19 protein-coding genes and 6 pseudogenes are annotated in these 23,462 nt (G+C 70.5%); 13 read left to right on the plus strand and 12 right to left on the minus strand.

What is annotated here, in order from left to right:
- Positions 1-46: 46 nt before the first annotated feature.
- Positions 47-178: a hypothetical protein gene (locus tag ACQ86J_RS09150; protein ID WP_431270875.1), complete on the plus strand. Its 132-nt coding sequence runs from the start codon at positions 47-49 to the stop codon at positions 176-178.
- A gap of 60 nt (positions 179-238) precedes the next feature.
- Here the strand turns inward: ACQ86J_RS09150 and metH are convergent.
- Positions 239-3,748, minus strand: a pseudogene (gene metH, locus ACQ86J_RS09155) (methionine synthase).
- Positions 3,749-3,769: 21 nt separating this feature from the next.
- On the minus strand, positions 3,770-4,720 hold the full coding sequence (locus ACQ86J_RS09160; protein ID WP_431270876.1) for an ArsR/SmtB family transcription factor: 951 nt from the start codon (positions 4,718-4,720) through the stop codon (positions 3,770-3,772).
- 94 nt (positions 4,721-4,814) lie between these two features.
- Here ACQ86J_RS09160 and ACQ86J_RS09165 point away from each other — a divergent pair, with 94 nt between their 5' ends.
- Positions 4,815-5,147: a hypothetical protein gene (locus tag ACQ86J_RS09165; protein ID WP_431270877.1), complete on the plus strand. Its 333-nt coding sequence runs from the start codon at positions 4,815-4,817 to the stop codon at positions 5,145-5,147.
- On the opposite strand, the pseudogene fghA reads toward ACQ86J_RS09165, so the two are convergent.
- Positions 5,144-5,994 (minus strand): annotated as a pseudogene (fghA, locus tag ACQ86J_RS09170) (S-formylglutathione hydrolase). The gene ACQ86J_RS09165 and the pseudogene fghA overlap by 4 nt on opposite strands.
- Entirely contained in the window at positions 5,991-7,118 is a 1,128-nt protein-coding gene (locus ACQ86J_RS09175; RefSeq protein ID WP_431270878.1) for an S-(hydroxymethyl)glutathione dehydrogenase/class III alcohol dehydrogenase, read from the minus strand. The pseudogene fghA and the gene ACQ86J_RS09175 overlap by 4 nt, the downstream one beginning before the upstream one ends.
- A 600-nt stretch (positions 7,119-7,718) precedes the next feature.
- On the opposite strand from ACQ86J_RS09175, the gene ACQ86J_RS09180 reads away from it, so the two are divergent.
- Positions 7,719-9,413 (plus strand): HWE histidine kinase domain-containing protein, encoded by a 1,695-nt coding sequence (locus ACQ86J_RS09180; RefSeq protein WP_431270879.1) that lies wholly within the window; start codon positions 7,719-7,721, stop codon positions 9,411-9,413.
- Between the two features lie 12 nt (positions 9,414-9,425).
- On the opposite strand, the pseudogene ACQ86J_RS09185 reads toward ACQ86J_RS09180, so the two are convergent.
- Positions 9,426-10,199: pseudogene (locus tag ACQ86J_RS09185) on the minus strand (glucose 1-dehydrogenase).
- 86 nt (positions 10,200-10,285) lie between these two features.
- Here ACQ86J_RS09185 and ACQ86J_RS09190 point away from each other — a divergent pair.
- The gene (locus tag ACQ86J_RS09190; RefSeq protein ID WP_431270880.1) at positions 10,286-10,687 is read left to right on the plus strand and encodes a cupin domain-containing protein; all 402 of its coding nucleotides are present in this window, start codon (positions 10,286-10,288) and stop codon (positions 10,685-10,687) included.
- Positions 10,688-10,889: 202 nt separating this feature from the next.
- On the opposite strand, the gene ACQ86J_RS09195 is transcribed toward ACQ86J_RS09190, so the two are convergent.
- A complete protein-coding gene (locus ACQ86J_RS09195; protein ID WP_431270881.1) occupies positions 10,890-11,426 on the minus strand; it encodes a flavodoxin family protein in 537 nt (178 codons plus the stop codon).
- Positions 11,427-11,638: 212 nt separating this feature from the next.
- Here ACQ86J_RS09195 and ACQ86J_RS09200 point away from each other — a divergent pair, with 212 nt between their 5' ends.
- The 4 genes from ACQ86J_RS09200 to ACQ86J_RS09215 all read left to right on the plus strand — a co-directional run bounded on the left by ACQ86J_RS09200 (position 11,639) and on the right by ACQ86J_RS09215 (position 14,073).
- The gene (locus tag ACQ86J_RS09200; protein WP_431270882.1) at positions 11,639-12,760 is read left to right on the plus strand and encodes an Hsp70 family protein; all 1,122 of its coding nucleotides are present in this window, start codon (positions 11,639-11,641) and stop codon (positions 12,758-12,760) included.
- A 69-nt stretch (positions 12,761-12,829) separates the two neighbouring features.
- A complete protein-coding gene (locus ACQ86J_RS09205) occupies positions 12,830-13,084 on the plus strand; it encodes a DUF2171 domain-containing protein (RefSeq protein ID WP_431270883.1) in 255 nt (84 codons plus the stop codon).
- A 114-nt stretch (positions 13,085-13,198) separates the two neighbouring features.
- Positions 13,199-13,930 (plus strand): polysaccharide deacetylase family protein, encoded by a 732-nt coding sequence (locus ACQ86J_RS09210; RefSeq protein ID WP_431270884.1) that lies wholly within the window; start codon positions 13,199-13,201, stop codon positions 13,928-13,930.
- A complete protein-coding gene (locus tag ACQ86J_RS09215; protein WP_431270885.1) occupies positions 13,921-14,073 on the plus strand; it encodes a hypothetical protein in 153 nt (50 codons plus the stop codon). Before ACQ86J_RS09210 ends, ACQ86J_RS09215 begins: the two co-directional genes overlap by 10 nt.
- 7 nt (positions 14,074-14,080) lie before the next feature.
- Here the strand turns inward: ACQ86J_RS09215 and ACQ86J_RS09220 are convergent, their stop codons facing one another.
- The 4 genes from ACQ86J_RS09220 to ACQ86J_RS09235 all read right to left on the minus strand — a co-directional run bounded on the left by ACQ86J_RS09220 (position 14,081) and on the right by ACQ86J_RS09235 (position 18,664).
- The gene (locus ACQ86J_RS09220; protein ID WP_431270886.1) at positions 14,081-15,067 is read right to left on the minus strand and encodes a serine hydrolase; all 987 of its coding nucleotides are present in this window, start codon (positions 15,065-15,067) and stop codon (positions 14,081-14,083) included.
- Between the two features lie 111 nt (positions 15,068-15,178).
- Positions 15,179-17,470 (minus strand): molybdopterin guanine dinucleotide-containing S/N-oxide reductase, encoded by a 2,292-nt coding sequence (locus ACQ86J_RS09225; RefSeq protein ID WP_431270887.1) that lies wholly within the window; start codon positions 17,468-17,470, stop codon positions 15,179-15,181.
- 6 nt (positions 17,471-17,476) lie between these two features.
- On the minus strand, positions 17,477-17,887 hold the full coding sequence (locus ACQ86J_RS09230; RefSeq protein WP_431270888.1) for a carboxymuconolactone decarboxylase family protein: 411 nt from the start codon (positions 17,885-17,887) through the stop codon (positions 17,477-17,479).
- Positions 17,888-17,899: 12 nt separating this feature from the next.
- A complete protein-coding gene (locus ACQ86J_RS09235; protein WP_431270889.1) occupies positions 17,900-18,664 on the minus strand; it encodes an enoyl-CoA hydratase/isomerase family protein in 765 nt (254 codons plus the stop codon).
- Between the two features lie 191 nt (positions 18,665-18,855).
- On the opposite strand from ACQ86J_RS09235, the pseudogene ACQ86J_RS09240 reads away from it, so the two are divergent.
- Together ACQ86J_RS09240 and ACQ86J_RS09245 are read left to right on the plus strand one after the other, a co-directional pair.
- Positions 18,856-19,227: pseudogene (locus tag ACQ86J_RS09240) on the plus strand (TauD/TfdA dioxygenase family protein); the annotation flags it as partial.
- A gap of 32 nt (positions 19,228-19,259) precedes the next feature.
- The gene (locus tag ACQ86J_RS09245) at positions 19,260-19,727 is read left to right on the plus strand and encodes a TauD/TfdA dioxygenase family protein (RefSeq protein ID WP_431272348.1); all 468 of its coding nucleotides are present in this window, start codon (positions 19,260-19,262) and stop codon (positions 19,725-19,727) included.
- Positions 19,728-19,943: 216 nt separating this feature from the next.
- On the opposite strand, the pseudogene ACQ86J_RS09250 reads toward ACQ86J_RS09245, so the two are convergent.
- Together ACQ86J_RS09250 and ACQ86J_RS09255 are read right to left on the minus strand one after the other, a co-directional pair.
- Positions 19,944-20,741 (minus strand): annotated as a pseudogene (locus ACQ86J_RS09250) (HpcH/HpaI aldolase/citrate lyase family protein); the annotation flags it as partial.
- A gap of 16 nt (positions 20,742-20,757) precedes the next feature.
- Positions 20,758-21,162 carry a MaoC family dehydratase gene (locus ACQ86J_RS09255; protein ID WP_431270890.1) on the minus strand — a complete coding sequence of 135 codons (405 nt, stop codon included), beginning with the start codon at positions 21,160-21,162 and terminating at the stop codon, positions 20,758-20,760.
- 252 nt (positions 21,163-21,414) lie between these two features.
- Between ACQ86J_RS09255 and ACQ86J_RS09260 the strand changes: the two genes are divergently transcribed.
- From ACQ86J_RS09260 to ACQ86J_RS09270, 3 genes and pseudogenes are all read left to right on the plus strand, one after another.
- Entirely contained in the window at positions 21,415-22,005 is a 591-nt protein-coding gene (locus ACQ86J_RS09260; RefSeq protein WP_431270891.1) for an acyl-CoA dehydrogenase family protein, read from the plus strand.
- Between the two features lie 80 nt (positions 22,006-22,085).
- Positions 22,086-22,451 (plus strand): acyl-CoA dehydrogenase family protein, encoded by a 366-nt coding sequence (locus tag ACQ86J_RS09265; RefSeq protein ID WP_431270892.1) that lies wholly within the window; start codon positions 22,086-22,088, stop codon positions 22,449-22,451.
- 1 nt (position 22,452) lies between these two features.
- Positions 22,453-23,462: pseudogene (locus ACQ86J_RS09270) on the plus strand (CaiB/BaiF CoA transferase family protein); the annotation flags it as partial.

Here is a 23,462-nt window from a genome sequence, read left to right on the forward strand (position 1 = left end):
GGCGCTGGCGCAGCACCTCCGGCTCAATGACGGCAAGTCGGGCTATGTGGAAGCCACCGCGGATGGCTTCCAGGTCTATGTCCGGCGGAAATGGCCGGGCAAGCAACTCGCCACATGGGACGGGCTGCCGGTCGAGTGGCACGAGAATGTCGGCTCGCACAAGGCGGCGAACCGCTAGCTTTGTCGGCGGGGCGGATTCACGCTTCCGGGCGCAAGCGCCCTTCAGCGATCCGGCCCGCTACACCGAGAAGTACTTTGCCCGCGGATGGTGCAGCACGATCGCGCTGGTGGACTGCTCCGGGTGCAGCTGCCACTCGTCGCTGATCGAGACGCCGATGCGCTCCGCCCCCAGCAGCCGCAGCAGCGGCACCTGGTCCTCCAGCTTCGGGCAGGCCGGATAGCCGAAGCTGTAGCGGCCGCCGCGATAGCCCTGAGCCAGCATCCTGTCCATGTCGCGGTCGTCCTCGCCGGCGAAGCCGAGCTCGGAGCGGATGCGCTTGTGGACGTATTCCGCCATCGCCTCGGCCATCTCCACCGACAGGCCGTGCAGGTACAGGTAGTCCTGGTAGCGGTTGTCCTCGAACCAGTCGCGCGCCATGTCGGACGCTTTCTGGCCGACGGTGACAACCTGCAGGCCGATCACGTCGCGTGAGGTCGGCCCGTCCTCGATGTCGCGGACGAAGTCGGCGATGCACTCGCCGTCCTGCTTCGGCTGCCGCGGCAGGGTGAAGCGGCAGGCCTCGGTCTCGCCGTCCGGCTCGAACAGCACGAGGTCGTTGCCCTGCCCGGCGCATTTCCAGTAGCCGTAGATCGCCTGCGGGCGGAGGATGTTCTCCGCCTCGGCCAGCGCCAGCATGCGCTTCAGCACCGGCCGCAGCTCCTGCTTCGCCCAGCCGAGGAAATCCTCGAGGCTCCGCCCCTGCTTCCGGAAGCCCCACTGGAATTGATAGAGGCTGCGCTCATTGATGAAGGGCACCACGGCCTTGGGTGCCGATTCAATCACCCGGGCGCCCCAGAAAGGCGGGTCAGGGATCGGCTCGCCGGAGGTGACGCGGCGGCGCCGCTCCTGCGCATACTTTATGTCCACCGGGGCGAAGCCGCGCGGGTCGGCGGTGCCGAGCGTGCGGCTCTCGTTGCGCGACTTGCCCTTACGCTTCTGCTGGATGGCGGCGAGGTAGTCGTCGAAGCCGTTGCCGGTCACCTTGTCCATCAGGTGAAGCCCGTCGAAAGCATCCCGCGCATAGGCGACGCGGCCGGTGGTCTCGCCGCTGGCATAGGCGCGGACGCAGTCATCCTCGACATAGTTGCGGGTCAGCGCGGCGCCGCCCAGCAGCACCGGCACCTCGAGCCCGATCCGCGCCATCTCCTCGAGGTTCTCGCGCATCACCACGGTCGATTTCACCAGCAGCCCGCTCATGCCGATGGCATGCGCCCGGTGTTCCTTGACCGCCGCCACCATGTCCGCCAGCGGCACCTTGATGCCGAGGTTGACCACGCGGTAGCCGTTGTTGGTCAGGATGATGTCGACCAGGTTCTTGCCGATGTCGTGGACATCGCCCTTCACCGTGGCGAGGACGATGGTGCTCCTTCTCCTGCCCCTCGACCTTCTCCATGAAGGGCTCGAGGTAGGCGACGGCGGCCTTCATGGTCTCGGCGGATTGCAGCACGAAGGGCAGCTGCATCTTGCCGGCGCCGAACAGCTCGCCCACCACCTTCATGCCGTCCAGCAGCACGTCGTTGATGATCGCCAGCGGGGCGATGCCCCGGTCGAGCGCGTCCTGCAGCTCCTCGTTCAGCCCCTTGCGGTCGCCGTCGACGATGCGGTCCTTGAGCCGGCCCTCGACCGTCTCGGCCCGGACCTTCTTGATGCTGTCGGCGGCCTTCCGGCCGGAGAAGATCTCCAGCACCTTCTGCAACGGGTCGTAGCCACTCCCGCCGGCGGTCGAAGATCAGGTCCTCGACCACCTGGACCTCCTCGGCCGGGATCAGGTGCAGCGGCTTGATCTTGCTGACATGCACGATCGCGCCGGTCATGCCCGCCTTCACCGCGTGATCGAGGAAGACGCTGTTCAGCACGTGCCGCGCCGCCGGGTTCAGGCCGAAGCTGATGTTGGACAGGCCGAGGATGATCTGGATGTCCGGGAAGGCGTCGCGGATCATCCGGATGCCCTCCAGCGTCCACTGGCCGAGCTTGCGGTCGTCCTCGTTGCCGGTGGCGATGGTGAAGGTCAGCGGGTCGATCAGCAGGTCGGATTGCGCCAGCCCGTGCTTGTTGCAGGCGAAGTCGACTAGCCGCGTGGCGATCCGCAGCTTGTCCTCGGCGGTCTTCGCCATGCCCACCTCGTCGATGGTGAGCGCGATGACCGCGGCGCCGAGATTTCTTCGCCAGCCGCAGCCGGTCCGCGGCCGCCTGCTCGCCATCCTCGAAATTGATCGAATTGATGATCGGCTTGCCGCCATGCAGCTTCAGCGCCGCCTCGATCACCGGCGTCTCGGTGCTGTCGATCACCAGCGGTGCGTTGACCGAGGAGGTGAAGCGGGTGACGACCTCGTTCATCTCCGCCATCTCGTCGCGGCCGACGAAGGCGGTGCAGAGGTCGAGGCTGTTGGACCCCTCCCCCACCTGCTCGCGCCCGATGGCGACGCAGCCGTCCCAGTCATGCGCCGCCTGCCGCTCGCGCCAGGCCTTGGAGCCATTGGCGTTGCAGCGCTCGCCGATGGAGAAATAGGCATTCTCCTGCCGCAGCGACACGGCGCCGTACAGCGAGGCGACGGAGGGCACCCAGTGGAACTTCCGCGCCACCGGCGCCGGCCGCCACTCCCCATGCTTCCGCAGCATCGCGTCCAGCGCCTGGATATGCGGCGTCGAGGTGCCGCAGCAGCCGCCGATCAGGTTGACGCCATCCTCGCGGACGAAGCGCTCCATCCAGCTCGCCATCTCGGCCGCGCCCAGCGGGTAGTGGGTCTTGCCGTCGACCAGCTCGGGCAGGCCGGCATTGGGCTGCACGCTGATCAGCCCGGGCCAGTTCTGGCTGAGGAAGCGAACGTGTTCCGCCATCTCCTGCGGCCCAGTGGCGCAGTTCAGCCCGATCAGCGGCACGTCCAGCGAATGCACGACCGTCGAGGCGGCATGGATGTCCGGCCCGACCAGCAGCGTGCCGGTGGTCTCGACCGTCACCTGCACGAAGATCGGGATGTCTTTGCCCGTCTGCTTCAGCGCCGCCTTGGCGGCATTCACCGCCGCCTTGATGAAGAGCGTGTCCTGGTTCGTCTCGGTCAGCAGGGCATCGACGCCGCCGGCGATCAGGCCGAGGCACTGCACCTCGAGCGCCGCCTGCAGCGCGTCGTACCCGATATGCCCGAGGCTCGGCAGCTTGGTGCCCGGGCCGATATCGCCGACCACCCAGCGGTCGCGGCCATCGGCGAAGGTCTCGGCGGCCTCCCGTGCCAGCTCGCCGGAGGCCTTGCAGATCTCGAAGGCGCGGTCCTCGAGCTCGAACTCGGCCAGCGTGACCGGCGACCCACCGAAGCTGTTGGTCAGCACCATGTCGGCGCCGGCGTCGTAGTAGCCGCGATGGATCTCCCGCACCAGGTCGGGGCGGGAGAGGTTCAGCACATCCGTGCAGTTCTCCTTGCCCCAGTAGTCGCGGTCGATGTCGAGTGTCAGCGCCTGCACGCGGCTGCCCATCCCGCCGTCGCAGAGGAGGACGCGGTTGCGGAGCGCTTCGAGCAGAGGGGGACGGGCCATGGCAAAATGCTTTCCGCGAAATCAGAAGGTAAGCGCAGGCGTGACGGCAACGGCGCCCGGCATTCGCCGCGCCGGCCAGAGGCGAACCGCGAGCGGCCCGTCGATCTCGACCGGCGGCAGCCCGGCGCAGCCGGCCGCACCCAGCCAGCCGGCCATCCCGGCATCGTCGAAGCCGGGCCAGCGATGCGCGTGATGTTCCAGCAGCTCGCCGCGTTCATGCGCGGCGAGGTCGACCACCAGCAGCAGCCCGTCTGGGCGCAGCACGCGGGCCGCCTCGGCCAGCGCCGCGGCCGGGTCCTCGGCATAGTGCAGCACCATCTGCAGGGCGACGACGTCGAAGCCGGCATCGGGCAGCGGCAGCCGGTACATGTCGGCCTGGCGCACCGCGCAATGGCCGCCGAGGCCGCGCTCCGTCAGCCGGGCGCGGGCCAGCGCCAGCATGTCGCGGCTGGCATCGACGCCGAGCGCCGCCTCGGCCCGCCCGGCCAGCAATTCCAGCAGCCGGCCGGTGCCGGTGCCGATATCCAGCACCCGGCCCGGCTTTTCCGGCAGGGCGGCCAGCAGGGCCGCCTCGATCGCCTCGGCCGGCAGGCCGAGGGCGCGCATCTCGTCCCAGTCGGCGCCGTGCCGGCGGAAGCTGTCGGAAGCCTCGCGGGCGCGCTCGGCGGCCAGCCGGGCCGCCTGGCGGCGGTCGGCGGCCAGCATCTGGTCATCCTCCGGCAGGCGGGCCAGAAGCTGGTGCACCAGGCCGGCATCGGCGGGGACCTGGAAATAGGCGTTGGCGCCCTCCGGCACCCGTTCCAGCAGCCCTGCCTCGACCAGCAGCTTGAGGTGGCGGGACAGGCGCGGCTGGGACTGGCCCAATACCTCGCAGAGGTCGGTCACGCAGAAGGCGCCGCGGGCACAGAGCGCCAGCAGGCGGAGCCGGGTCGGCTCGGCGGCGGCGCGCAACTGGGCCAGGAATTTGTCCATGGCGGTGGAAATGACATAAAGATATCCTTATGTCCAGTATCCTCTCGGAGACTCAACGCGTGGCCTGGACCCTGGATGCCCGAATTCCCTGCTGGTGACCGCGGATGCGGCAATGCTGGCGGCGGCGCTGGCGGCCGGGCCCAAGGCGGCCGTGCTGGCTGCGGCGCCGGCCCCGGCGCGGCCAGAGGCGGCGGTGACCCTTGGCTGCTTCGATGCCGGGCAATCCCATGCCGTGGCATGTTCCTGTTGTGCCGGCCGGTCACCGGCCGCCGCGGCGCTGGACCGGCTGTTCCAGGCCCGGGTACGCGGCCAGTGCCCCTGGTTCGACCGGGTGGTGGCGCTGGCCGAAACCGCCGAGGCGCGCGCAGCGATCGCCGCGGCGCTGGCGGAGGATGCGGTGACGGCGGCCCGCTTCCGCGCCGCCTAGCCCTTCAGCCGCGCCGCGTGCCAGCGGAGGTGGTCCTCCAGGAAGCTGGCGATGAAGAAGTAGGAGTGGTCGTAGCCTTCCTGCCGCCGCAAGGTCAGCGGGATGCCGGCGCCGGCGCAGGCGGCTTCGAGCAATTCGGGCTTCAGCTGGGTTTCGAGGAAGCCGTCCGCTGTGCCCTGGTCGACCAGGATGTCGGGCAGCCGGGCGCCGTCCTCGATCAGTGCGGTCGCGTCATACCGGCGCCAAGCCGCAGGATCGGGGCCGAGATAGCCGCCCAGCGCCTTCTCCCCCAGGGGCAGCGCATGGGAGAGGCAATCGGCGCGAAGGCTGAGACCGCCTTGAAGCGCCCCGGGTTGCGCAGCGCGATGGTCAGCGCGCCATGGCCGCCCATCGAATGGCCCATGATGCCCTGACGGGACATCTCGGCCGGCAGCTCGGCGGCGACCAGCGCCGGCAGCTCACGCTCGATGTAGGAGCGCATGCGGTAGTGCGTCGCCCAGGGCTGCTGCGTGGCATCCACGTAGAAGCCGGCGCCGAGGCCGAAATCGTAGGCCTTCTCCGGGTCGTCCGGCACCCCCTCCCCGCGCGGCGAGGTGTCGGGCGCCACCAGCAGCAGGCCGAGCTCGGCCGCGACCCGCTGCGCCCCGGCCTTCACGGTGAAATTCTCCTCCGTGCAGGTCAGCCCGGCGAGGAACCACACCACCGGCACGCGCGCCCCAGCCAGGGCCTGCGGCGGGACGAAGGCGGCGAAGCGCATCTCCGTCCCCGTCTCCGCCGAGGCGTGGCGCAGCACGCGCTGCTCCCCGCCGAAGCAGCGGGCGCGGGAGACGACCTCCGCCACGCTCAGAACACCACGACCGAGCGGATCGACTTGCCCGCATGCATCAGGTCGAAGGCGTCGTTGATCTTCTCGAGCGGCATGGTGTGGGTGATCAGGTCGTCGATGTTGATCTTCCCCTCCATGTACCAGTCGACGATCTTCGGCACGTCGGTCCGGCCGCGCGCGCCGCCGAAGGCCGAGCCGCGCCAGACCCGCCCGGTGACGAGCTGGAAGGGCCGCGTGGCGATCTCCTTGCCCGCCTCGGCCACGCCGATGATGATGCTCTCGCCCCAGCCGCGATGGCAGCATTCCAGCGCCTGCCGCATGACGCTGACGTTGCCGGTGCAGTCGAAGGAGAAGTCGGCGCCGCCGCCGGTCAGGTCGACGATCGCCTGCACCACCTTGTCGGTGCCGACCTCGGTCGGGTTGACGAAGTGGGTCATGCCGAACTTGCGCGCCATCTCCTGCTTCGCCGGGTTGATGTCGACGCCGATGATCTTGTCGGCGCCGACCATGCGGGCGCCCTGGATCACGTTCAGCCCGATGCCGCCGAGGCCGAAGACGACGACGTTGGCGCTCGGCCAGACCTTCGCCGTGTAGATCACCGCGCCGATGCCCGTCGTCACGCCGCAGCCGATGTAGCAGATCTTGTCGAAGGGGGCGTCCTCCCGCACCTTCGCCACCGCGATCTCGGGCAGCACGGTGAAGTTCGAGAAGGTGCTGCAGCCCATGTAGTGGAAGAGCTGGTTGCCCTGCGGCCGCGCCGGCTCGCAATGGAAGCGGCTGGTGCCGTCCGGCATCACCCCCTTGCCCTGGGTCGCGCGGATCGAGGTGCAGAGGTTGCTGCGCTGGCTGAGGCAGGCTTTGCACTGCCGGCATTCCGGCGTGTAGAGCGGGATGACGTGGTCACCCACCTTCACGCTGGTCACGCCGGCGCCGATCTCGCGCACGATCCCGGCGCCCTCATGCCCCAGGATGGCGGGGAAGAGGCCCTCGGAATCGAGCCCGTCCAGCGTGTAGGCATCGGTGTGGCAGACGCCGGTCGCCATGACCTCCACCAGCACCTCGCCGGCCTTCGGGCCGTCGAGCTCGACCGTCTCGATGGTCAGGGGCTTCTTGGCCTCCCAGGCCACGGCAGCGCGTGTCTTCATGGTGTGGTCCCTCCCTTGGCGGCGTCGCGGGGAGAATGCGCCGGGGTGGGGGTGGGTTCAACGGGGCGGGCGGAAGACGGGCGCGCAGTCCGGATGAGGCACGGGGCAGCGCCTGGCGTGCCGACGGCTAGCCGGGCCGGGTTCGCGCGGATGCGTCGTGTTCGGACAGACCTCCGCCGGTGCCCTTCCCGGACCGGCAGTACGAGGCCGGGAACGGAAGCTTGGCCCAGTGCGGGGCGCGGCGCGGCGAGAGGCGCGTCGGGGCGGGCCGGTCCCGGCCGGCACGCGAAGCGATGGGACGGCAGCTTGGGTTCGACCTCCGACCCGGCGCCCCATGATCAGGATTTTCTTCCTTCGACGTCAAGTCCGGGTGTGCCAAGGGCTGGCGCTGGGCCAACATGCGTCGATGCAAAATAGAGACATGTCCTTCCAGGGAGGTATCAGGCATCGATTTTCGTTCAAAAACGTGCCAACTGCCCCGGGCTGGCAATCCCAACGAGAAAAGCATCCTGGACGGTTACATCAATGGCCTTGTTGTCCGCCAAGCCTTCCAAGGTTTCGTTTCGATTAGAGTATTATCTTCTCGCATTGGCCTTGGCGATGCTCATCCCTGCGTTCGGGCTGGGCACGGCGGCGGCAAAGCGGGCCGTATCCGCCTATCAGGAAGCGTTCCAGGACGGGCTGTCCAGCACGGCGCAGGCACTGGCGCTTGCCACCGACCGGGAGATCGACGCCTACCGGGCCACCATGGCCACGCTGGCCGGGTCGTCGACGCTCGACGGGCCGGCGCCGGACCTTGCCGCCTTCGAAGTGGAAGCCCGCCGCGCCTCCGCCGCGCTCTCGACAACGGTGCTCCTGCTCGATGCAACCACCATGCGGCAGATCGTCAATACCGCCCTGCCGCCGGGCATTCCGTCCGGGCGGATCTCGGCAGGGGATTTCCGGTCGGTGGCGGAGACCGGCGAGCCACTAATCACCAACCTGGTGATCGGCGCCGTCGCGCAGCGCCCCGTGATCGGCGTGGCCGTCCCGGTGAAGCGCGATGGGCACATCCCCTTCGTGCTGGCGGCGCGCTTGCCGCCGGAGCGCGTCGCCCGGTTGCTGGAAGAGCAAAGGTCCGGTGGCCACGGTTTCAGCGTCGTCGTCGATGCCAGGCAGCAGGTCGTCGCCCGGTCACGGGAGCATGACCGGTATGTCGGCCGGATGGCACCGGATTGGTTCGTCGCCGGCACCGCAGACCGGGCCTCCGGTTTTCTGGAAGGGATATCGGTGTCCGGGCAGGACATCGTCCTCGGCTTCGCCCGGCTCAGTTCCGTGCCGGGCTGGACCGTCGGCCGGGTCGAGATGCGGTCGGATTACCTGGCCAGCTGGCGCCAGCCTCTCGAGATCCTGGCCTGGGGCGGCGGGCTCATCGTCCTCTTCGGCACCGTGCTGGCGATCTGCCTGTCGCGCCGGCTGATCCGGCCGGTGACCGCGCTGGTCGGCGCCGCGCAGGTCCTCGGCGGCGGGGACGCCGCGCAAAGGCTTCCCGCATCGGCGTCCGGCGTCACCGAATTCGAGGCGCTGCGCCGCGGCCTCCTGGCCGCGGACGATGCGCTTCGGGCCCGGGACCGGGCGAAGCGGCAGGCGGATGAACGCCAGGCCTTGCTGATGCGGGAGGTCGACCACCGGGCGAAGAACGCGCTCGCGGTGGCGCTGTCCCTCGCACAGCTCGCCCCGCGCAACGTGCCGCCGGACCAATTCGCCGCCGTCCTCGTCGGCCGCATCGCGGCGATGGCCCGGGCGCATTCCCTGCTGTCGCAAGCGGCCTGGAGCGGCAGCGATGTCAGGACGCTCGCCGAAGGCGAGCTGGCGCCCTATGCCGGGCGGGTGGCGCTGTCGGGTCCCGTCATCAATCTCATCGCCGAAGCCGTCCAGCCCATGGCGATGCTGCTGCACGAGATCGGCCACGAATGCCGCCAAGCACGGCGCCCTCTCCTGCCCGGAAGGCCGGGTAAGCCTCGGCTGGCGCTTCACCGGTCCGGATTGCGGGATGCTGTTCGCGTGGACGGAGTCCGGCGGGCCACCCCTGGCGGGAGAGCCGCAGCTTCGGCTCCCGGCTCATCACCGCAGCTCGCCGAGCGCCAGCTCGGCGGCACGATCGCATTCGACTGGCAACCCGGCGGGCTGCGGGTCACCTTCACCCTGCCGCCCAACAAGGGGAGCGAGGGCTTCGGAGATGCCGCCGGCCGCGGCGCCACAGGCGCTGCAGCCCGGCACGCTGTCGGGCGCCTGGAGGCCGTTTTGGGGCCCTGACCGCTGGCTGCCTCAGCCGGGCGAGTCCCCCGCCGCGCCGAAGGCCATCCACCCCCCATCCACCGGCAGCGTCACCCCGGTCACGTAGCTCGCCGCCGGAGAGGCCAGGAACCAGGCCGCCTCCGCCACCTCCTCCGGCCGCGCCAGCCGGCCGAGCGGCGCCCGCCGCGCGATCGCCGCGGTGTCGATCTTGCCCTCGCGCTCCAGCGCCTCGACCAGCGCGGTCCGCACATAGCCGGGCGCGATCGCATTCACCCGCACCCCGCCGCCGCCCCATTCCGCCGCCATGGTCCGGGTCAGCGCGATGATCCCCGCCTTGGCCGCCGCATAGCCGTTCCGCCGCGGCAGGCCGGTGAGCCCCGCGATCGAGGCCAGGTTGACGATCGCGCCCCCGCCGGCGCCGAGCATCGCCTTCGCCGCCTCCCGGCTCGCCACGAAGGTCCCCTTCAGGTGGATGTCGAGCTGCCGCACGAAGAGGTCAGCGCCCTGCTCGACCGTCGGCAGGAAGGTGTCGGCGATGCCGGCATTGTTCACCAGCACGTCGAGCCGCCCGCAGCGCGCCGGCGCCTCCGCCACCATGCCCACCACCATGGGCTCGGACGCCATGTCGCAGCCGAGCGCCAGGTGCCCTCACCCAACTGCGCGGGCGCGGGCCTCGGCCGCCCCGGCCCGCAGGTCGGCGATCACCAGCCGGTGGCCGGCGGCGGCGAAGCGCTGCGCGATGGCCCAGCCGATCCCGTCCGCCCCGCCGGTCACCAGCGTCACCGGGCTGCCCTGATTGGCCATTCCGTCTTCCTCCCCTTGCCTCGGACGAAGCTTCCACCGGATCGCCCCGGGTGGAATAGTCCCCGCCCGGATGCGGAGGATCACCGATGACCGCCACCACCCCCTTCCTGGCCGGCGAGGAGAAGCTCCACCCCCTCGCCTCCCGCTATGTCCGCACCGATGCGCTCCCCTGGAAGCCGACGCCGACGCCGGGCATCGACATGAAGATCCTGCTGCAGGACCCGGAGAGCGGGTTGCTCACCGCGCTGTTCCGCTGGGCCCCGGGGACCGAGCTGGCGCTGCACGAGCATGTCGAGATCGAGCAGAGCTACCTGCTGGAAGGCAGCCTCGAGGACGCGGAGGGCGAGGTGCTGGCGGGCGACTTCGTCTGGCGCCCGCGCGGCAACCGGCATGTGGCGCGCAGCCGCACCGGGGCGCTGGTGCTGTGCTTCTTCCTCAAGCCCAACATCTTCCTCGAAGGCGGGCTGGAGGGGCAGGAGCTGACATGAGCGCTTCAGGGAATAAATCGGCAAAACCCTGGAATTCGGCTCAACCCGGCTCAGTTCGGTTGAGGCCGGTGCGGCCCCGATCCGTCGCGGGCCAGGAATTCCACCCACCTGCGCAGGACCTGCCTCAGCATTTGAGGAATTGAGCAGACTGAAACCCGCCCCGCGGCCCGATCCGGGCAGGCCGCTGGCGTTGACGATATTCCTATCGCACACGATACGGCGGCGGGCAACGGAAACCGCTCCGCCGCGCGCTCAGAAGATGCCGAGCGCCAGCCCGGCTGCCAGCGCCGCGCCCAGTTCCTCGCAGCGGCGCAGCGCCTCCGCGTCCAGCACCTTCTCCGCCAGGATCGCCTCGGCGGTCTGCGCCCTGGGTGCAGAGGATCAGCGGCTCGGCCACCGCCCGCAGCCGCCAGCCGGTGGCGATCCGCGCCGCCTGGCGCGCCGCCCCGGTGCCGTCGCTGCCGGCGGCTATCAGCAGCGCATAGGGACGGCCGTTGAGGCGGTCCAGCACCGGATAGTAGCACCGGTCGAAGAAGTCCTTCATCGGTCCGGAGAGGGAAGCCAGGTTCTCGGGCGCGGCAAACAGGTAGCCCTGGGCGTCCAGCAGGTCCTCGGGCCCGGCCGCCTCGGCCGGCAACAGGCGGACCTCGGCCTCGGCGCCCGCGCCGCGCGCCGCCGCCTCGGCCATCTGCCGGGCGGCGCCGGTGCGGGAGTGGAAGACGATCAGCAGGCGCGGCATGCGCGGATAGATGGGGCCGCGGCGGCGCGGACGGGAGGGCGCTGGACAGCCGGCGCCTGCCCTGCTTCACGCCCGCGCCTTCCCCAGCCCCGGATCCGCATGCGCCCCACCATCGGCATCGACTTCGGCACCACCAACAGCGTGGTCGCCGCCCTCCGCCCGGATGGGAGCACCGTCTCCCTCGACCATGCGGGGGCGAGGTCTTCCGCTCCGTGCTCTGCCTCTGGCAGGCGGGGCGGGCGGGGACGCGCCTGGCCGCCGGGCCGGCGGCGATCGAGGCCTATCTGGAGGACCCGCTGGCCTCCCGCCTGATCATGTCCATGAAGTCCTACCTGGCGCAGCGCAGCTTCCGCGAGACCCGCATCCATGGCCGCGCCTGGACGCTGGAGGCGCTGGTGGCGGCCTTCCTCGGCGAGCTGCTGGCGCCCTTCGCGGCGGAGCTGGCCGGGGCGCGGGTGGTGGTCGGCCGGCCGGTGCGCTTCGCCGGGGAAACCGCGGACGACGCCTTCGGCGAGGAACGGCTGCGCGCCGCCTTCGCCGCGGCAGGGCTGCCCGACGTGCAGGTGGCGCTGGAACCGGCCGCGGCCGGCCATCGCTTCGCCAGTACGCTGGACGGGCCGGCGACGGTGCTGGTCGGCGACCTCGGCGGCGGCACCAGCGACTTCTCGGTCCTGCGCTTCGAGCCCGGGCCGCCGCGGCGGGTGACGCCCTTGGGCCATGCCGGCGTCGGCATCGCCGGCGACGCGCTGGACTACCGGATCATCGACCGGGTGGTCTCGCCGCTATTGGGCAAGGGCGACCAGTACAAGGTCTGGGGCAAGCCGATGCCGATCCCGGCGGGCTGGTACCTGTCCTTCGCCCGCTGGCACCAATTGTCGCTCATGCGCGCGCCGAAGGTCCTGGCCGACATCGCCGAGGTGACCCGCACCGCCGAGCACCCGGAGCGGCTGCGCCACCTGGTCATGCTGGTGGAGGAGGAGGCGGGCTACGCGCTCTACCGCGCCGTCTCCGGCGTGAAGGCGGCGCTGTCGCGGGCGGAGAGTGCGGTGCTCTCCTTCCGGCACGAGGATTTCGTGGTGGAGGCGCCGATCGCCCGCGCCGATTTCGAGGCCTGGATCGCCCCCGACCTCGCCCGCATGGGCGCCGCCGTGGATGCGGCGCTCGCCGATGCCGGGCTGGCGGCGGCGGAGGTGGACCGGGTCTTCCTGACCGGCGGCACCTCCCTGGTGCCGGCCGTGCGCGGGCTGTTCGCCGACCGCTTCGGCGCGGCGCGGATCGCGGGGGGCGGCGAGTTCGTCTCGGTGGCCGAGGGGCTGGCGCTGATGGGAGCCTGACGCGGCGGCATCTTTCCGGCGCCTGGACCGTTCCTGCCGCGGGATCCCCCCAAGGAAGGAACACGCGAGATGAGCGGTCACGCAGCGCAGGTGAAGGAACACATGGAGGTCGTCGGCAGCGACGGGAAGCATGTCGGCACCGTCGACCACATGGATGGCGACCGGATCAAGCTGACGAAGAAGGACGACCCGGACGGCAGCGGCCAGCACCATCACTTCATCCCGGCCAGCAGCATCGCCGGCGTCGAGGGCAACCAGGTGAAGCTGTCCATGCCGGCCGACCAGGCGAAGGCGAAGGCCACCAACCCCGGCATGGGCCGCTGAGCCGGGCGTTGGCGCGCGGCTGAATCCCCGGCATCCTGACCGGCGGAATGCGCGGGCGGGGAGGCGGTATCCTCCCCGCCTCCCTGCCCTGTGCGCCGGTAAGGAAGAGCGACCATGCCGAAAGAGATCCTCTGCGCCTTCAGCATCCATTGCGACGCGGTGGCCGGCTGGCTCGGCAGCTACATGGGGGAGGACAGCCCGGGCGACATCAGCCGCGGCGTCTTCGCCGCCGAGGTTGGGATGCCGCGCATCCTCAAGCTGTTCGAGCGCTTCGGCCTGACGCAGTCCTGGTTCATCCCGGGCCACACCATCGAGAGCTTCCCCGAGCAGACAGACATGGTGGCGAAGGCCGGTCATGAGATCGGCCTGCACGGCTACAGTCACGAGAACCCGTTGGCGCTGAGCCGCACCCAGGAAGAGGCGATCTTCGACAGGTGCATCGGACTGATCGAGCGGCACTGGGGCCGCAAGCCGGTCGGCTATGTCGCGCCGTGGTGGGAGGTGAGCGCCACCAGCATCGAGATCCTGGTCGAGCGCGGCATCGCCTACGACCATTCGCTGATGCACCACGACTGCACGCCCTACTATGTCCGCACCGGCGATGCCTGGACGCCGATCGACTACGCCCAGCCGGCCGAGGCCTGGATGAAGCCCTTCACCAAGGGCAGGGTGACCGACCTGGTGGAGATCCCGGCGAGCTGGTACCTCGACGACCTGCCGCCGATGATGTTCATCAAGAAGTCCAGAACAGCCACGGCTATGTCTCACCGCATGCGCTGGAGCAGATCTGGCGCGACCACTTCGACTTCATCTGGCGCGAATACGACTACGCCGTGGTGCCGATGACCATCCACCCCGACGTGTCCGGCCGGCCGCAGGTGCTGATGATGCTGGAGCGGCTGATCGGCCACATGCTGAAGCATCCCGGCGTCCGCTTCGTGACGCTCGAGGAGATGGCGGCGGACTTCCGCAGGCGGAGCCCGAAGTAGCGGGCGGCTACTGGATCTCCTCGTAGATCGCGCCGAGGGCCGCCTGCAGCGCCGCGAGGTAGCGGGCAACGGTCTGCGGGTCGGTTTCCGCCTTGGCGTACCAGTTGATGATCGCCGCGAAGTAGAACCAGCGGCGATTGAGGAAGACCGCGGCGGGCACGCAGAGCGCGTGGAAGCCCGCGACGTCGATGCTGCCGCCCTTGGCGAAGACGCTGCCGCCGAGCGGGAAGGCGAGGCGGATGACATCGCCGAGCGCGAGCACGTTGCGGTATTGCGTCAGCGTCTCCGGCTGCCCGAAGAACTCGCCCTGCACCGACCGCGCGTAGAAGGATACGAGGTCGTCGGCCGAGGAGGCCAGGGTCTGCACCTCGTTCAGCGGCGAGTTGACGATGGGCTTGTCGGCCGAGGCGACCAGCTCCGCCCAGGTGAAGGTCAGGTAGTCCGGCGCGCCGAGCAGGTAGCCGAAGAAGGACCGCGTGCTCTCCGGCACCGCGGATGCCGCGAGACCCGCAGCGGCGAGGAAATCCCGCACCTTCGCCGGCCCCGCCGCGCGCATCACCATGTCGGTCGCGGTGTTGTCGCTGTGGAGGATCATGGCCTCCATCGCCGTGCGTTCGGAGACCGTCCCCGTCAGGTTGGGCGGGTTGAAGATGGTGCTGTCCACCGACCAGACGGATGCATCGAGCGCGAGCGGATTGCCGGTCAGCTTCGTCGCCACGTCGGGCGCGTCGAGCTGCCGCAGCCGCTCGCAGAGGATGAAGGACTTGATGGCGCTGCCGATGAAGAGCTGCTGGTCGGCATTCTCGGTGATGAGGATTTCGGGCTCGGAGGCCGTCGCCGGCGCCCATAGCTTCAGCGCCCTGGTGCCGGGCAGGCCGCGGAAGGCGCCGAGCACGCGCCGGCGCAGGCTTTCGCCGCCGCCGCCGCGCGCCTGCACCGCGAAGGGCGCGACCGCGCCGCCGCCGATGACGCCGCGCCGAGAGAATGCCTGCATGCCGAAGGTCCCGCCTGGAAGGCGGGGCGACGAACGCCCCGCATGCCCGGCAGCAAACCAGGACCTGGCGCGGCGGCAAGGCGCCGCCGCTGGAACTTCCAGGAAGTCCAGCTATTCCGCCGCCACCGCCCCCGGCGGCGTGAAGGCCTTGATCGGCGGCAGGTTGCCGGTGAAGCGCTCGACCTCCACGGTCGTGAGCTGCCCGGTGCAGCCCTGCGCCAGCCGCGAGGTCCCGGCATCCCGCGTCAGCACGTTCGGGTTGCCGTGCACGCAAGGCGAGCCGTCCTCCGCCGGGTCCTCCGGGTCGTACCAGGCGCCGGTCGGCAGCTGCACCACGCCCGGCATGACGCCCTCCGTCACCTCCGCCGCGGCGAGGCAGGCGCCGCGCGCGTTGAACAGCCGGACGATGTCGCCATCGGCGATGCCGCGCGCCGCGGCATCGCCGGGATGGATGCGCATCACCTCCCGCCCCCGCCGCTTCATCTCGGCGCTGTGGCCGCCGAAGTCGAACTGGCTGTGCAGCCGCGTCGCCGGCTGGTTCGCGACGAGGCGCAGCGGCGCATCGCCGGTCGGCACGTCGCGCGGCGCGATCCAGGCCGGGTGGCCCGGGCAGTCCTCGTAGCCGAAGCCGGCGATGGTCGCCGAGGCGACCTCGACCTTGCCACTCGGCGTCGGCAGCGGATCGGCCTCCGGGTCGCGGCGGAAGGCGCCGAGGATGCCGCCGTCGTCCGGCCCTTGCGGCAGCATCAGGTGGCCGGCCTGCCAGAAGGAGTCGAAGTCCGGCGCGTCATGGCCCTTGGCGCGCAGGTCGTCGGCGGTGCGGTCGTACAGGTGCCGCAGCCACTCGCGGGCGCTGCGGCCCTCGGTGAAGGCCTGCTCCTTGCCCAGCCGCGCCGCGAGGTCGGCGAAGATCGCGTAGTCGTCGCGCGCCTCGCCATAGGGTTCTGCCAGCTTGTACATGGCGACCATCAGCGGGTCGGTCTGGCTGCTGCCGATATCCTCGCGCTCCAGCGTCATCGTCACCGGCAAGACGATGTCGGCGTGGCGCGCCGTCGCGGTCCAGGCGAGCTCGTGCACCACCAGCGTCTCGACGCGGCGGAAGGCCTCGCGCAGGCGGTTGAGGTCCTGGTGGTGATGGAAGGGATTGCCGCCGGCCCAGTAGACCAGGCCGATATCGGGATAGGTCAGCACCTGCCCGTTGTACTCGAAGCTGGCGCCCGGGTTCAGCAGCATGTCGCTGATCCGCGCGACCGGGATATAGGCGCCGACCCGGTTGCGCCCCTGTGGCAGCGCCGCGGTCGAGACCGCGTTGTAGCGCCGCCCGGTATGGCCGAGCGCGCCGAGCGCGTAGTTGAAGCCGCCGCCGGGCAGGCCGATCTGGCCGAGCACCGAGGCGAGCGCGATGCCGGCCCAGACCGGCTGCTCGCCATGCTCGGCCCGCTGCAGGGAGTGGGAGACGGTGACCAGCACGCGCTTCCCCGCCAGACTGTGCGCGAGTGCCGTGATGCGATCGGCCGTGATGCCGGTGATCGGCGCGGCCCAGGCGGCGTCCTTGGGCTGGCCGTCCTCCCGGCCCAGCAGATAGGCTTCCAGCACCGGCCAGCCCGCGGTGTAGCGGTCGAGGAAGGCGCGGTCGTGCAGCCCCGCCGCCACCAGCGTGTGCATGATCGCCAGCATCAGCGCGGTGTCGGTGTTGGGCGTGATGGTCAGCCATTCGGCGCGGGCTTCGGCGGGCATGTCGTCGCGCAGCGGGCCGACGCCGATGAAGGCGCAGCCGCGCGCGGCGGCGGCCTGCATCGACCCGCGCTCGACATGCTTGCTGATGCCGCCGCCGGCGACCATGGAGTTCTTCAGCGCCAGGCCGCCGAAGGCCAGCACGACGTCGCTGTGCTCGGCCACCTGCTCCCAGGTGACGTTGCGGCGGCTGACGGATTCCATCGGCCCCAGCACATGCGGCAGGATCACCCCCGCAGCGCCGGCGCTGTAGCTGTTGACGCTGCGGACATAGCCGCCGAGCACGGTGTTGAGGAAGCGGTGCACCTGGCTCTGCGCATGGTGGAAGCGCCCGGCCGAGGACCAGCCATAGGACCCGCCGAAGGTCCGCTCCGGCGCGGTGCGCCCAAGCTCCCGCGCCAGCAGGTCGAGCGCGCGGTCCCAGGACACCGCGACATACTCGTCACGGCCGCGGCGCGGATCGGCGCCCGGCCCATCCTCCAGCCAGCCGCGGCGGATCATGGGCCGGGCGATGCGCGCCTCGTGCCGCAGGGCGCGCGGGAAGTTCTGCAGGATGCGGTTTGGGTCGGGGTCTTCCGGGTGCGGCCGCACCGCCAGCTTGCCGTCGCGCCAGGCCGCGGTGAAGGCGCCCCAGTGAGAGGAATGCGGGCGGAAATCGCTATCCGTCATGCCGGGTCAGCCCTTCGGCTTGTCGAGTTCGGCGAAGACCTCCATCGCCGCGCGCACCGCGGCGACGGCGGTCGGCACGCCGGCATAGATGCCGACATGCAGGAAGATCTCCTTCAGCTCCTCCCGCGTCAGGCCGTTGTTGAGGCCCATGCGGATATGCGACTTCAGCTCCTCGGTCCGGCCGAGCGCGGTCAGCACCGAGATGGTGATGGTGCTGCGCGTCGCGCGCTCGAGGCCCGGGCGGTTCCACACCGCGCCGAAGCAATGCTCGAACAGATACTGCCGCAGGTCGCGGGTCATCTCGTGCTGCGCCGCCTCCGCCATCGCCTTCTCGGCGACGGCGGGTCCGCGCATCTCGAACCAGACCTCGCGGCCGGCCTTGAAGAACTCGTTCTCGTCGAAGGGGAATGTGGTCATCGTCCTGCTCCCTCAGCGGCCCTGGAATTCCGGCAGGCGGCGCTCGGCGGTCGCCTTGATGCCTTCCTTGAAGTCGGCGGTCTTGCGCAGCCAGTCCTGCTCGACCAACTCGCGCTCGGTCGCCTGCTCCACCGCATCGGCCAGGCCGCGCCGCAGCGTCTGCCGGGTGGCGGCGACGCCGAGCGGCGAGGATTGCGCGATTTCGGTCGCCAGCGCCATCGCCGCGTCGCGCACTTCCGCCAGCGGCACGAACTGGTCGGCGAGGCCGAGCCGCACCGCCTCCTCCCCGCCGATCCGCCGGCCGGTGTAGAACAGCAGCGCCGCCTGCTGCTGGCCGACCAGGCGCGGCAGCGTCGCGGTCAGGCCGAAGCCGGGATGGAAGCCAAGGCGCGTGAAATTGGCGCTGAACCGGCCCTCGGCGCAGGTCACGCGGAAATCCGCCATGCAGGCCAGGCCAAGCCCGCCGCCGATCGCCGGCCCCTGCACCGCCGCGACGATCGGCTTCCGCGTGCGGAACAGCCGGATCGCTTCCTTGTACAAATGCCGGCCGGGCCGCTCCTCGCCGACATCACGCCGGCTGAAATCGGCGCCGGCGCAGAAGGCCTTGCCCTGGGCCGCCAGCACCACGGCACGCATGGCGGGATCGGCATCGGCGGCCTCGAAGGCGGTGGCGATTTCCTCGATCAGGGTGATGTCGAAGAAATTGTTCGGCGGCCGCTGGATCTCGACGACCGCGACATGGCCGGAGGTGGTGACGCCGATGCTGGTGAAGGCCATGGGGACTCGCTCTCTGGAGATGGGTGGGGTCCGCGCTGCCCATCATCGGCCATTCCGGCTTGCCCTCCCGCAAGCCGGGGAGGCTAGGACCCTGGATCGCCGGCTGCGAAGGGCGGGACTGGCATGGGCGTTGCGCCGCGGCCCGGCAGGGTGCACGAGATTGCCGCAAGAACCAACAGGAGGAACCGGTAATGGACGGGCTGCGCAACAGCGAATACCGCCATATCGAGGTCAGCCGCATCGCCGGCTCGCTCGGCGCCGAGGTGACCGGGGTCGACCTGTCCCAGGAGTTGCCGGAGGAAGTCCTCGGCGAGATCCGCCAGGCCCTCCTGGCGCATTGCGTGATCTTCTTCCGCAACCAGCACCTGACGCCGGAGACGCAACTCGCCTTCGCCCGCCGCTGGGGCGAGATCCACCTGCACCCCTACATGGCCGGGATGGACGCCTGGCCCGAGGTGCTGGAGATCGTGAAGACGCCGGCCGACAAGAAGAATTTCGGCGGGTCCTGGCATTCCGACCAGGCCTTCACCCCGCGCCCGGCGATGGGGACGATCCTCTATGGCAAGGAGATTCCCTCGGCCGGCGGCGACACCCTCTGGACCAGCCTCTATGCGGCCTACGAGGCGCTGTCGCCGGGGATGCAGCGAATGCTGGACGGGCTGAAGGGCGTCTATCGCGGCGACACTTCAGCAGCCATGACGGCAAGACGCGCAAGGAATACTATGCCGACAAGATCGGCATGAAGGTGATCGATCCCGGCAGCACGCAGACCGTCTCGACCCATCCGCTGATCCGCACGCATCCGGAGACCGGGCGACGCGCGCTCTTCGTCGGCGGCCACCTGCACCGGTTCGAGGAGATGACGGAGAGCCGAGAGCAGGCCGCTGATCGACTTCCTGATGCAGCATGCGACGCGGCCGGGATCACCTGCCGCTTCCGCTGGGCCAGCAGCTCGCTCGCCTTCTGGGACAATCGCTGCACCATGCACTTCGCCATCAACGACTATCCGGCGGAGACGCGGATCATGCACCGGGTGACGGTCTGTGGGGACGTGCCGTTCTGAGGGGAGGTTGGGGAGGGAAACAGGTGTTCCCTCCCCAAACCCCACCCTTCCCTTTTGTGAGTCGGCGCTTGCCGCGCGGCGAATGCCGAGACTCGGCGAAATAGAGGAGGGTCCAGGGAGGATACCTCCTCCCTGGCCTTGCTTCACCGCGCGCGCGGCCAGCACCTGCTCGGCCTGCCGCAGATGCGGCATGTCGAGCATCTTCCCGTCCATCCCCACCGTGCCGATCCCAGGATTCGACGCGAAGGCCGCCACCACGCGGCGGGCGAAGGCCAACTCCTCCGCGGTTGGCTGGAAGCCGGCATTGATCGGCGCGACCTGCGCCGGGTGGATGGCGATCTTGCCGGTGAAGCCCTCGCGCCGCGCCGCGGCGCAAGCGGCGTGCAGCGCGGCCTCGTCGCGGAAGTCGGGCTCCAGCGTATCGATCGGCTGGGCGCCCGCGGCGACGGCGGCGACCAGGCAGGCGGAGCGCGCGATGCGGTAGGTGAGCGACAGCCCGCCGGCGGCATCCTGGTTGCTGCTGGCGCCGAGCGCCGCGGCCAGGTCCTCCGCCCCCCAGGTCAGGCCGTGCAGGCGGGGCACCGCGATGCGCGCATAGTCGGACAGGCCGAGCACCGCCGCCGCCGTCTCGGTGGCGACGGAGAGCAGGCGGATGCTGCCCGGGGCAGCCCCTCCCGCGCCTCCAGCGCGTCGAGCCAATGGGAGACGCGCAGCAGCTCCGGCCGGGCCGCTCACCTTCGGCACCACCAGCCCGTCGGGCGCGGCGCGCACCACAGCGGCGGCATCGGCCAACCCCTCGCCGTCTAGCGGGTTGATGCGGACCCAGAGCTGCGGCCCACCCACCCGTGCGCCGAGGTATTCGCGGATCATCTCCCGTGCGACGGGGCGGCGGCCGGCGGCGACCGAGTCCTCGAGGTCGAGGATCAGCGCATCGGCGCCGCTCTCGCCGCCCTTGGCCAGCTTCCGCTCGCTGTCGCCGGGGACGAAGAGCCAGGAGCGCGGCGGCGCGCTCATGCCGGCCGGCCCTTCATCAGGGCGGAGCGGCGGCAATGCGCGACCAGCTCGCCCTTCTGGTTGAAGGCGCGATGGATGAACTCGACGATGCCCTGGCCGGGGCGGGACTTGCTCTCGCGCTTCGACAGCACCTCGGATCTGACGCGGATGGTGTCGCCGTGGAACAGCGGCTTGGGAAGCGTACCTCGTCCCAGCCGAGATTGGCGACGGTGGTGCCGAGCGTCGTGTCGCCGACGGTGATGCCGACCATCAGGCCGAGGGTGAACGCGCTGTTGACGATGCGCTGGCCGAATTCCGTCTCGGTCCGGCAGTATTCCTCGTCCAGGTGCAGCGCCGCGGGGTTGTGCGTCAGCGCCGAGAAGAAGACGTTGTCGGCTTCGGTGATGGTCCGCCGCATCACGTGGCGGAATTGCTGGCCCACCTCGAGATTCCTCGAACCAGAGACCGGGCATCGGGCGCCTCCCCTTGGCTTTTATGGTCTTGCCGAGGGTAGGCCGCCGTCCCAACCTCCGGCAACCACGCCGCCCCAGGGAGTACGTCATGGATTTCGGCTTCTCGCCCGAGCAGGAGGCGATCCGCGAAGGCGTCGCCGCCGTCTGCCGCCGCTTCGGCGACGACTACTGGCGGGACTGCGAGGCCGAGGCGCGCTTCCCCACGCGAATTCCACCGGGCGATGGCCGAGGGCGGCTGGCTCGGCATCACCATGCCGGTGGAGCATGGCGGCGCCGGGCTCGGCGTGACGGAAGCGGCGATCATGATGCACACCGTGGCGCGCTCGGGCGGCGGCATGGCCGCGGCCTCCTCGCTGCACATCAACATGTTCGGCCCGCACCCGATCGTCGTCCATGGCACCGCCGAGCAGAAGGCGCGCTTCATCCCCGCGCTGGTCGAGGGCCGCGACCAGGCCTGCTTCGGCGTGACGGAGCCCAATGCCGGGCTCGACACCACCAGCATCACCACCTTCGCGCAGAAGGTGCCGGGCGGCTACCGCGTCAACGGGCGCAAGCTCTGGACCTCCACCGGCCAGGTGGCGAACCGCATCCTGCTGCTGGCCCGCACCGTGCGGAAGGAGGAGGCGCGGCGCCCGACCGACGGCATCACGCTGTTCTACACCGCGCTCGACCGCAGCAAGGTCGAGGTGCAGCGCATCCCCAAGATGGGCCGCGCCGCGGTCGATTCTGAACATGGTCTTCATCGACGACCTCTTCATCCCGGAGGAGGACCGGATCGGCGAGGAGGGCCGCGGCTTCTCCTACCTTCTTGACAGCCTGAACCCGGAACGCGTGCTGGTCGCGGTGGAGGGCATCGGCATCGGCCAGGACGCGCTCGACCGCGCCGCCCGCTATGCCCGGGAACGCGTGGTCTTCGGCCGTCCCATCGGGCAGGAGCCAGGGCATCCAGCACCCGCTGGCGGAATGCTGGACGGCGCTGGAGAGCGCCCTGCTGATGGCGATGAAGGCGGCCTGGCTCTACGACAATGGCCGGCCCTGCGGGGCGGAGGCGAATGCGGCGAAGCTGCTCGGCGGCCGCGCCGGCTACGAGGCCTGCCTGCGCGCGGTGATGACCCATGGCGGCATGGGCTATGCCAAGGAATACGTGGTCGAGCGCCTGCTGCGCGAGGTGATGATCACCCGCATCGCCCCGGTCTCGGAACAGCTGGTGCTGTCCTTCATCGCCGAGCGGGTGCTCGGCCAGCCGAAATCCTACTGAGATGACGCCGCTGGCGGGCATCCGCGTCCTCGACTTCTCCAAGGTCCTGGCCGGCCCGCTCTGCGGCCAATGGCTGGGCGACCTCGGCGCCGACGTCGTGAAGATCGAGCCGCCGGAAGCGGGCGACGACACGCGGGGCTGGCCGCCCTTCCGCGCGGGCGTCGGCGCGGTCTTCCTCAGCGCCAACCGCAACAAGCGCAGCCTGGCGCTGGACCTGAAGACGCCGGAAGGCCAGGCCGCGGCGCAGCGCATGGCGCGCGAGGCCGATGTGGTGATCGAGAGCTACGCGACCGGCGTCGCCGAGCGCCTCGGGATCGGCGCCGAGGCGCTCTGCGCGGCCAACCCGCGGCTCGTGCATTGCAGCATCTCCGGCTTCGGCCGCAGCGGGCCACTGGCCCAGGGGCTCGGCTACGACGTCATCCTGCAGGCCTTCAGCGGCATCATGGCGATGACCGGGGAGCGCGGCGGCGGTCCGATCCGCAGCCCCTTCTCGCCGATCGACCAGTCCACCGGCATGAACGCCTTCAGCGGCATCCTGGCGGCGCTGCTGGAGCGCGGACGGACCGGCCGCGGCTGCCGGCTCGAGGTCTCGCTGTTCGAGACCGCGGCGGCGCTGCTCGGCTATTCGCTGCAGATCTACTGGGAGAAGGGCAGGCTGCCGGAGAAGAGCGGCAGCGGCCATGAATCCTCTGCCCCTACCAGGCTTTCGAGGCGGCGGATGGGCCGGTGCTGATCGGCATCGCCAGCGACAACCTCTGGCGCCGCTTCGCCGCCGGCATCGGCCGGCCGGACCTCGCCGAGGACCCGCGCTTCCGCACCAATGCCGACCGGGTCGCCAATTTCGCCGCGACGGTCGCGCTGGTGCAGGAGATCGTGGCGACCGAGGGCGCCGCGCACTGGGTCGCCTTCTGCGGCCGCGTCGGCATCCCCTGCGCCGCGATCAACACCCTGGCCGACATGCTGGCGCATCCGCAGACCGCGGCGCGAGGCGTGGTGCTGGACTACGACCAC

Origin of the sequence: Dankookia sp. P2, assembly GCF_050632255.1 — a bacterium.
Lineage (GTDB): Bacteria > Pseudomonadota > Alphaproteobacteria > Acetobacterales > Acetobacteraceae > Paracraurococcus.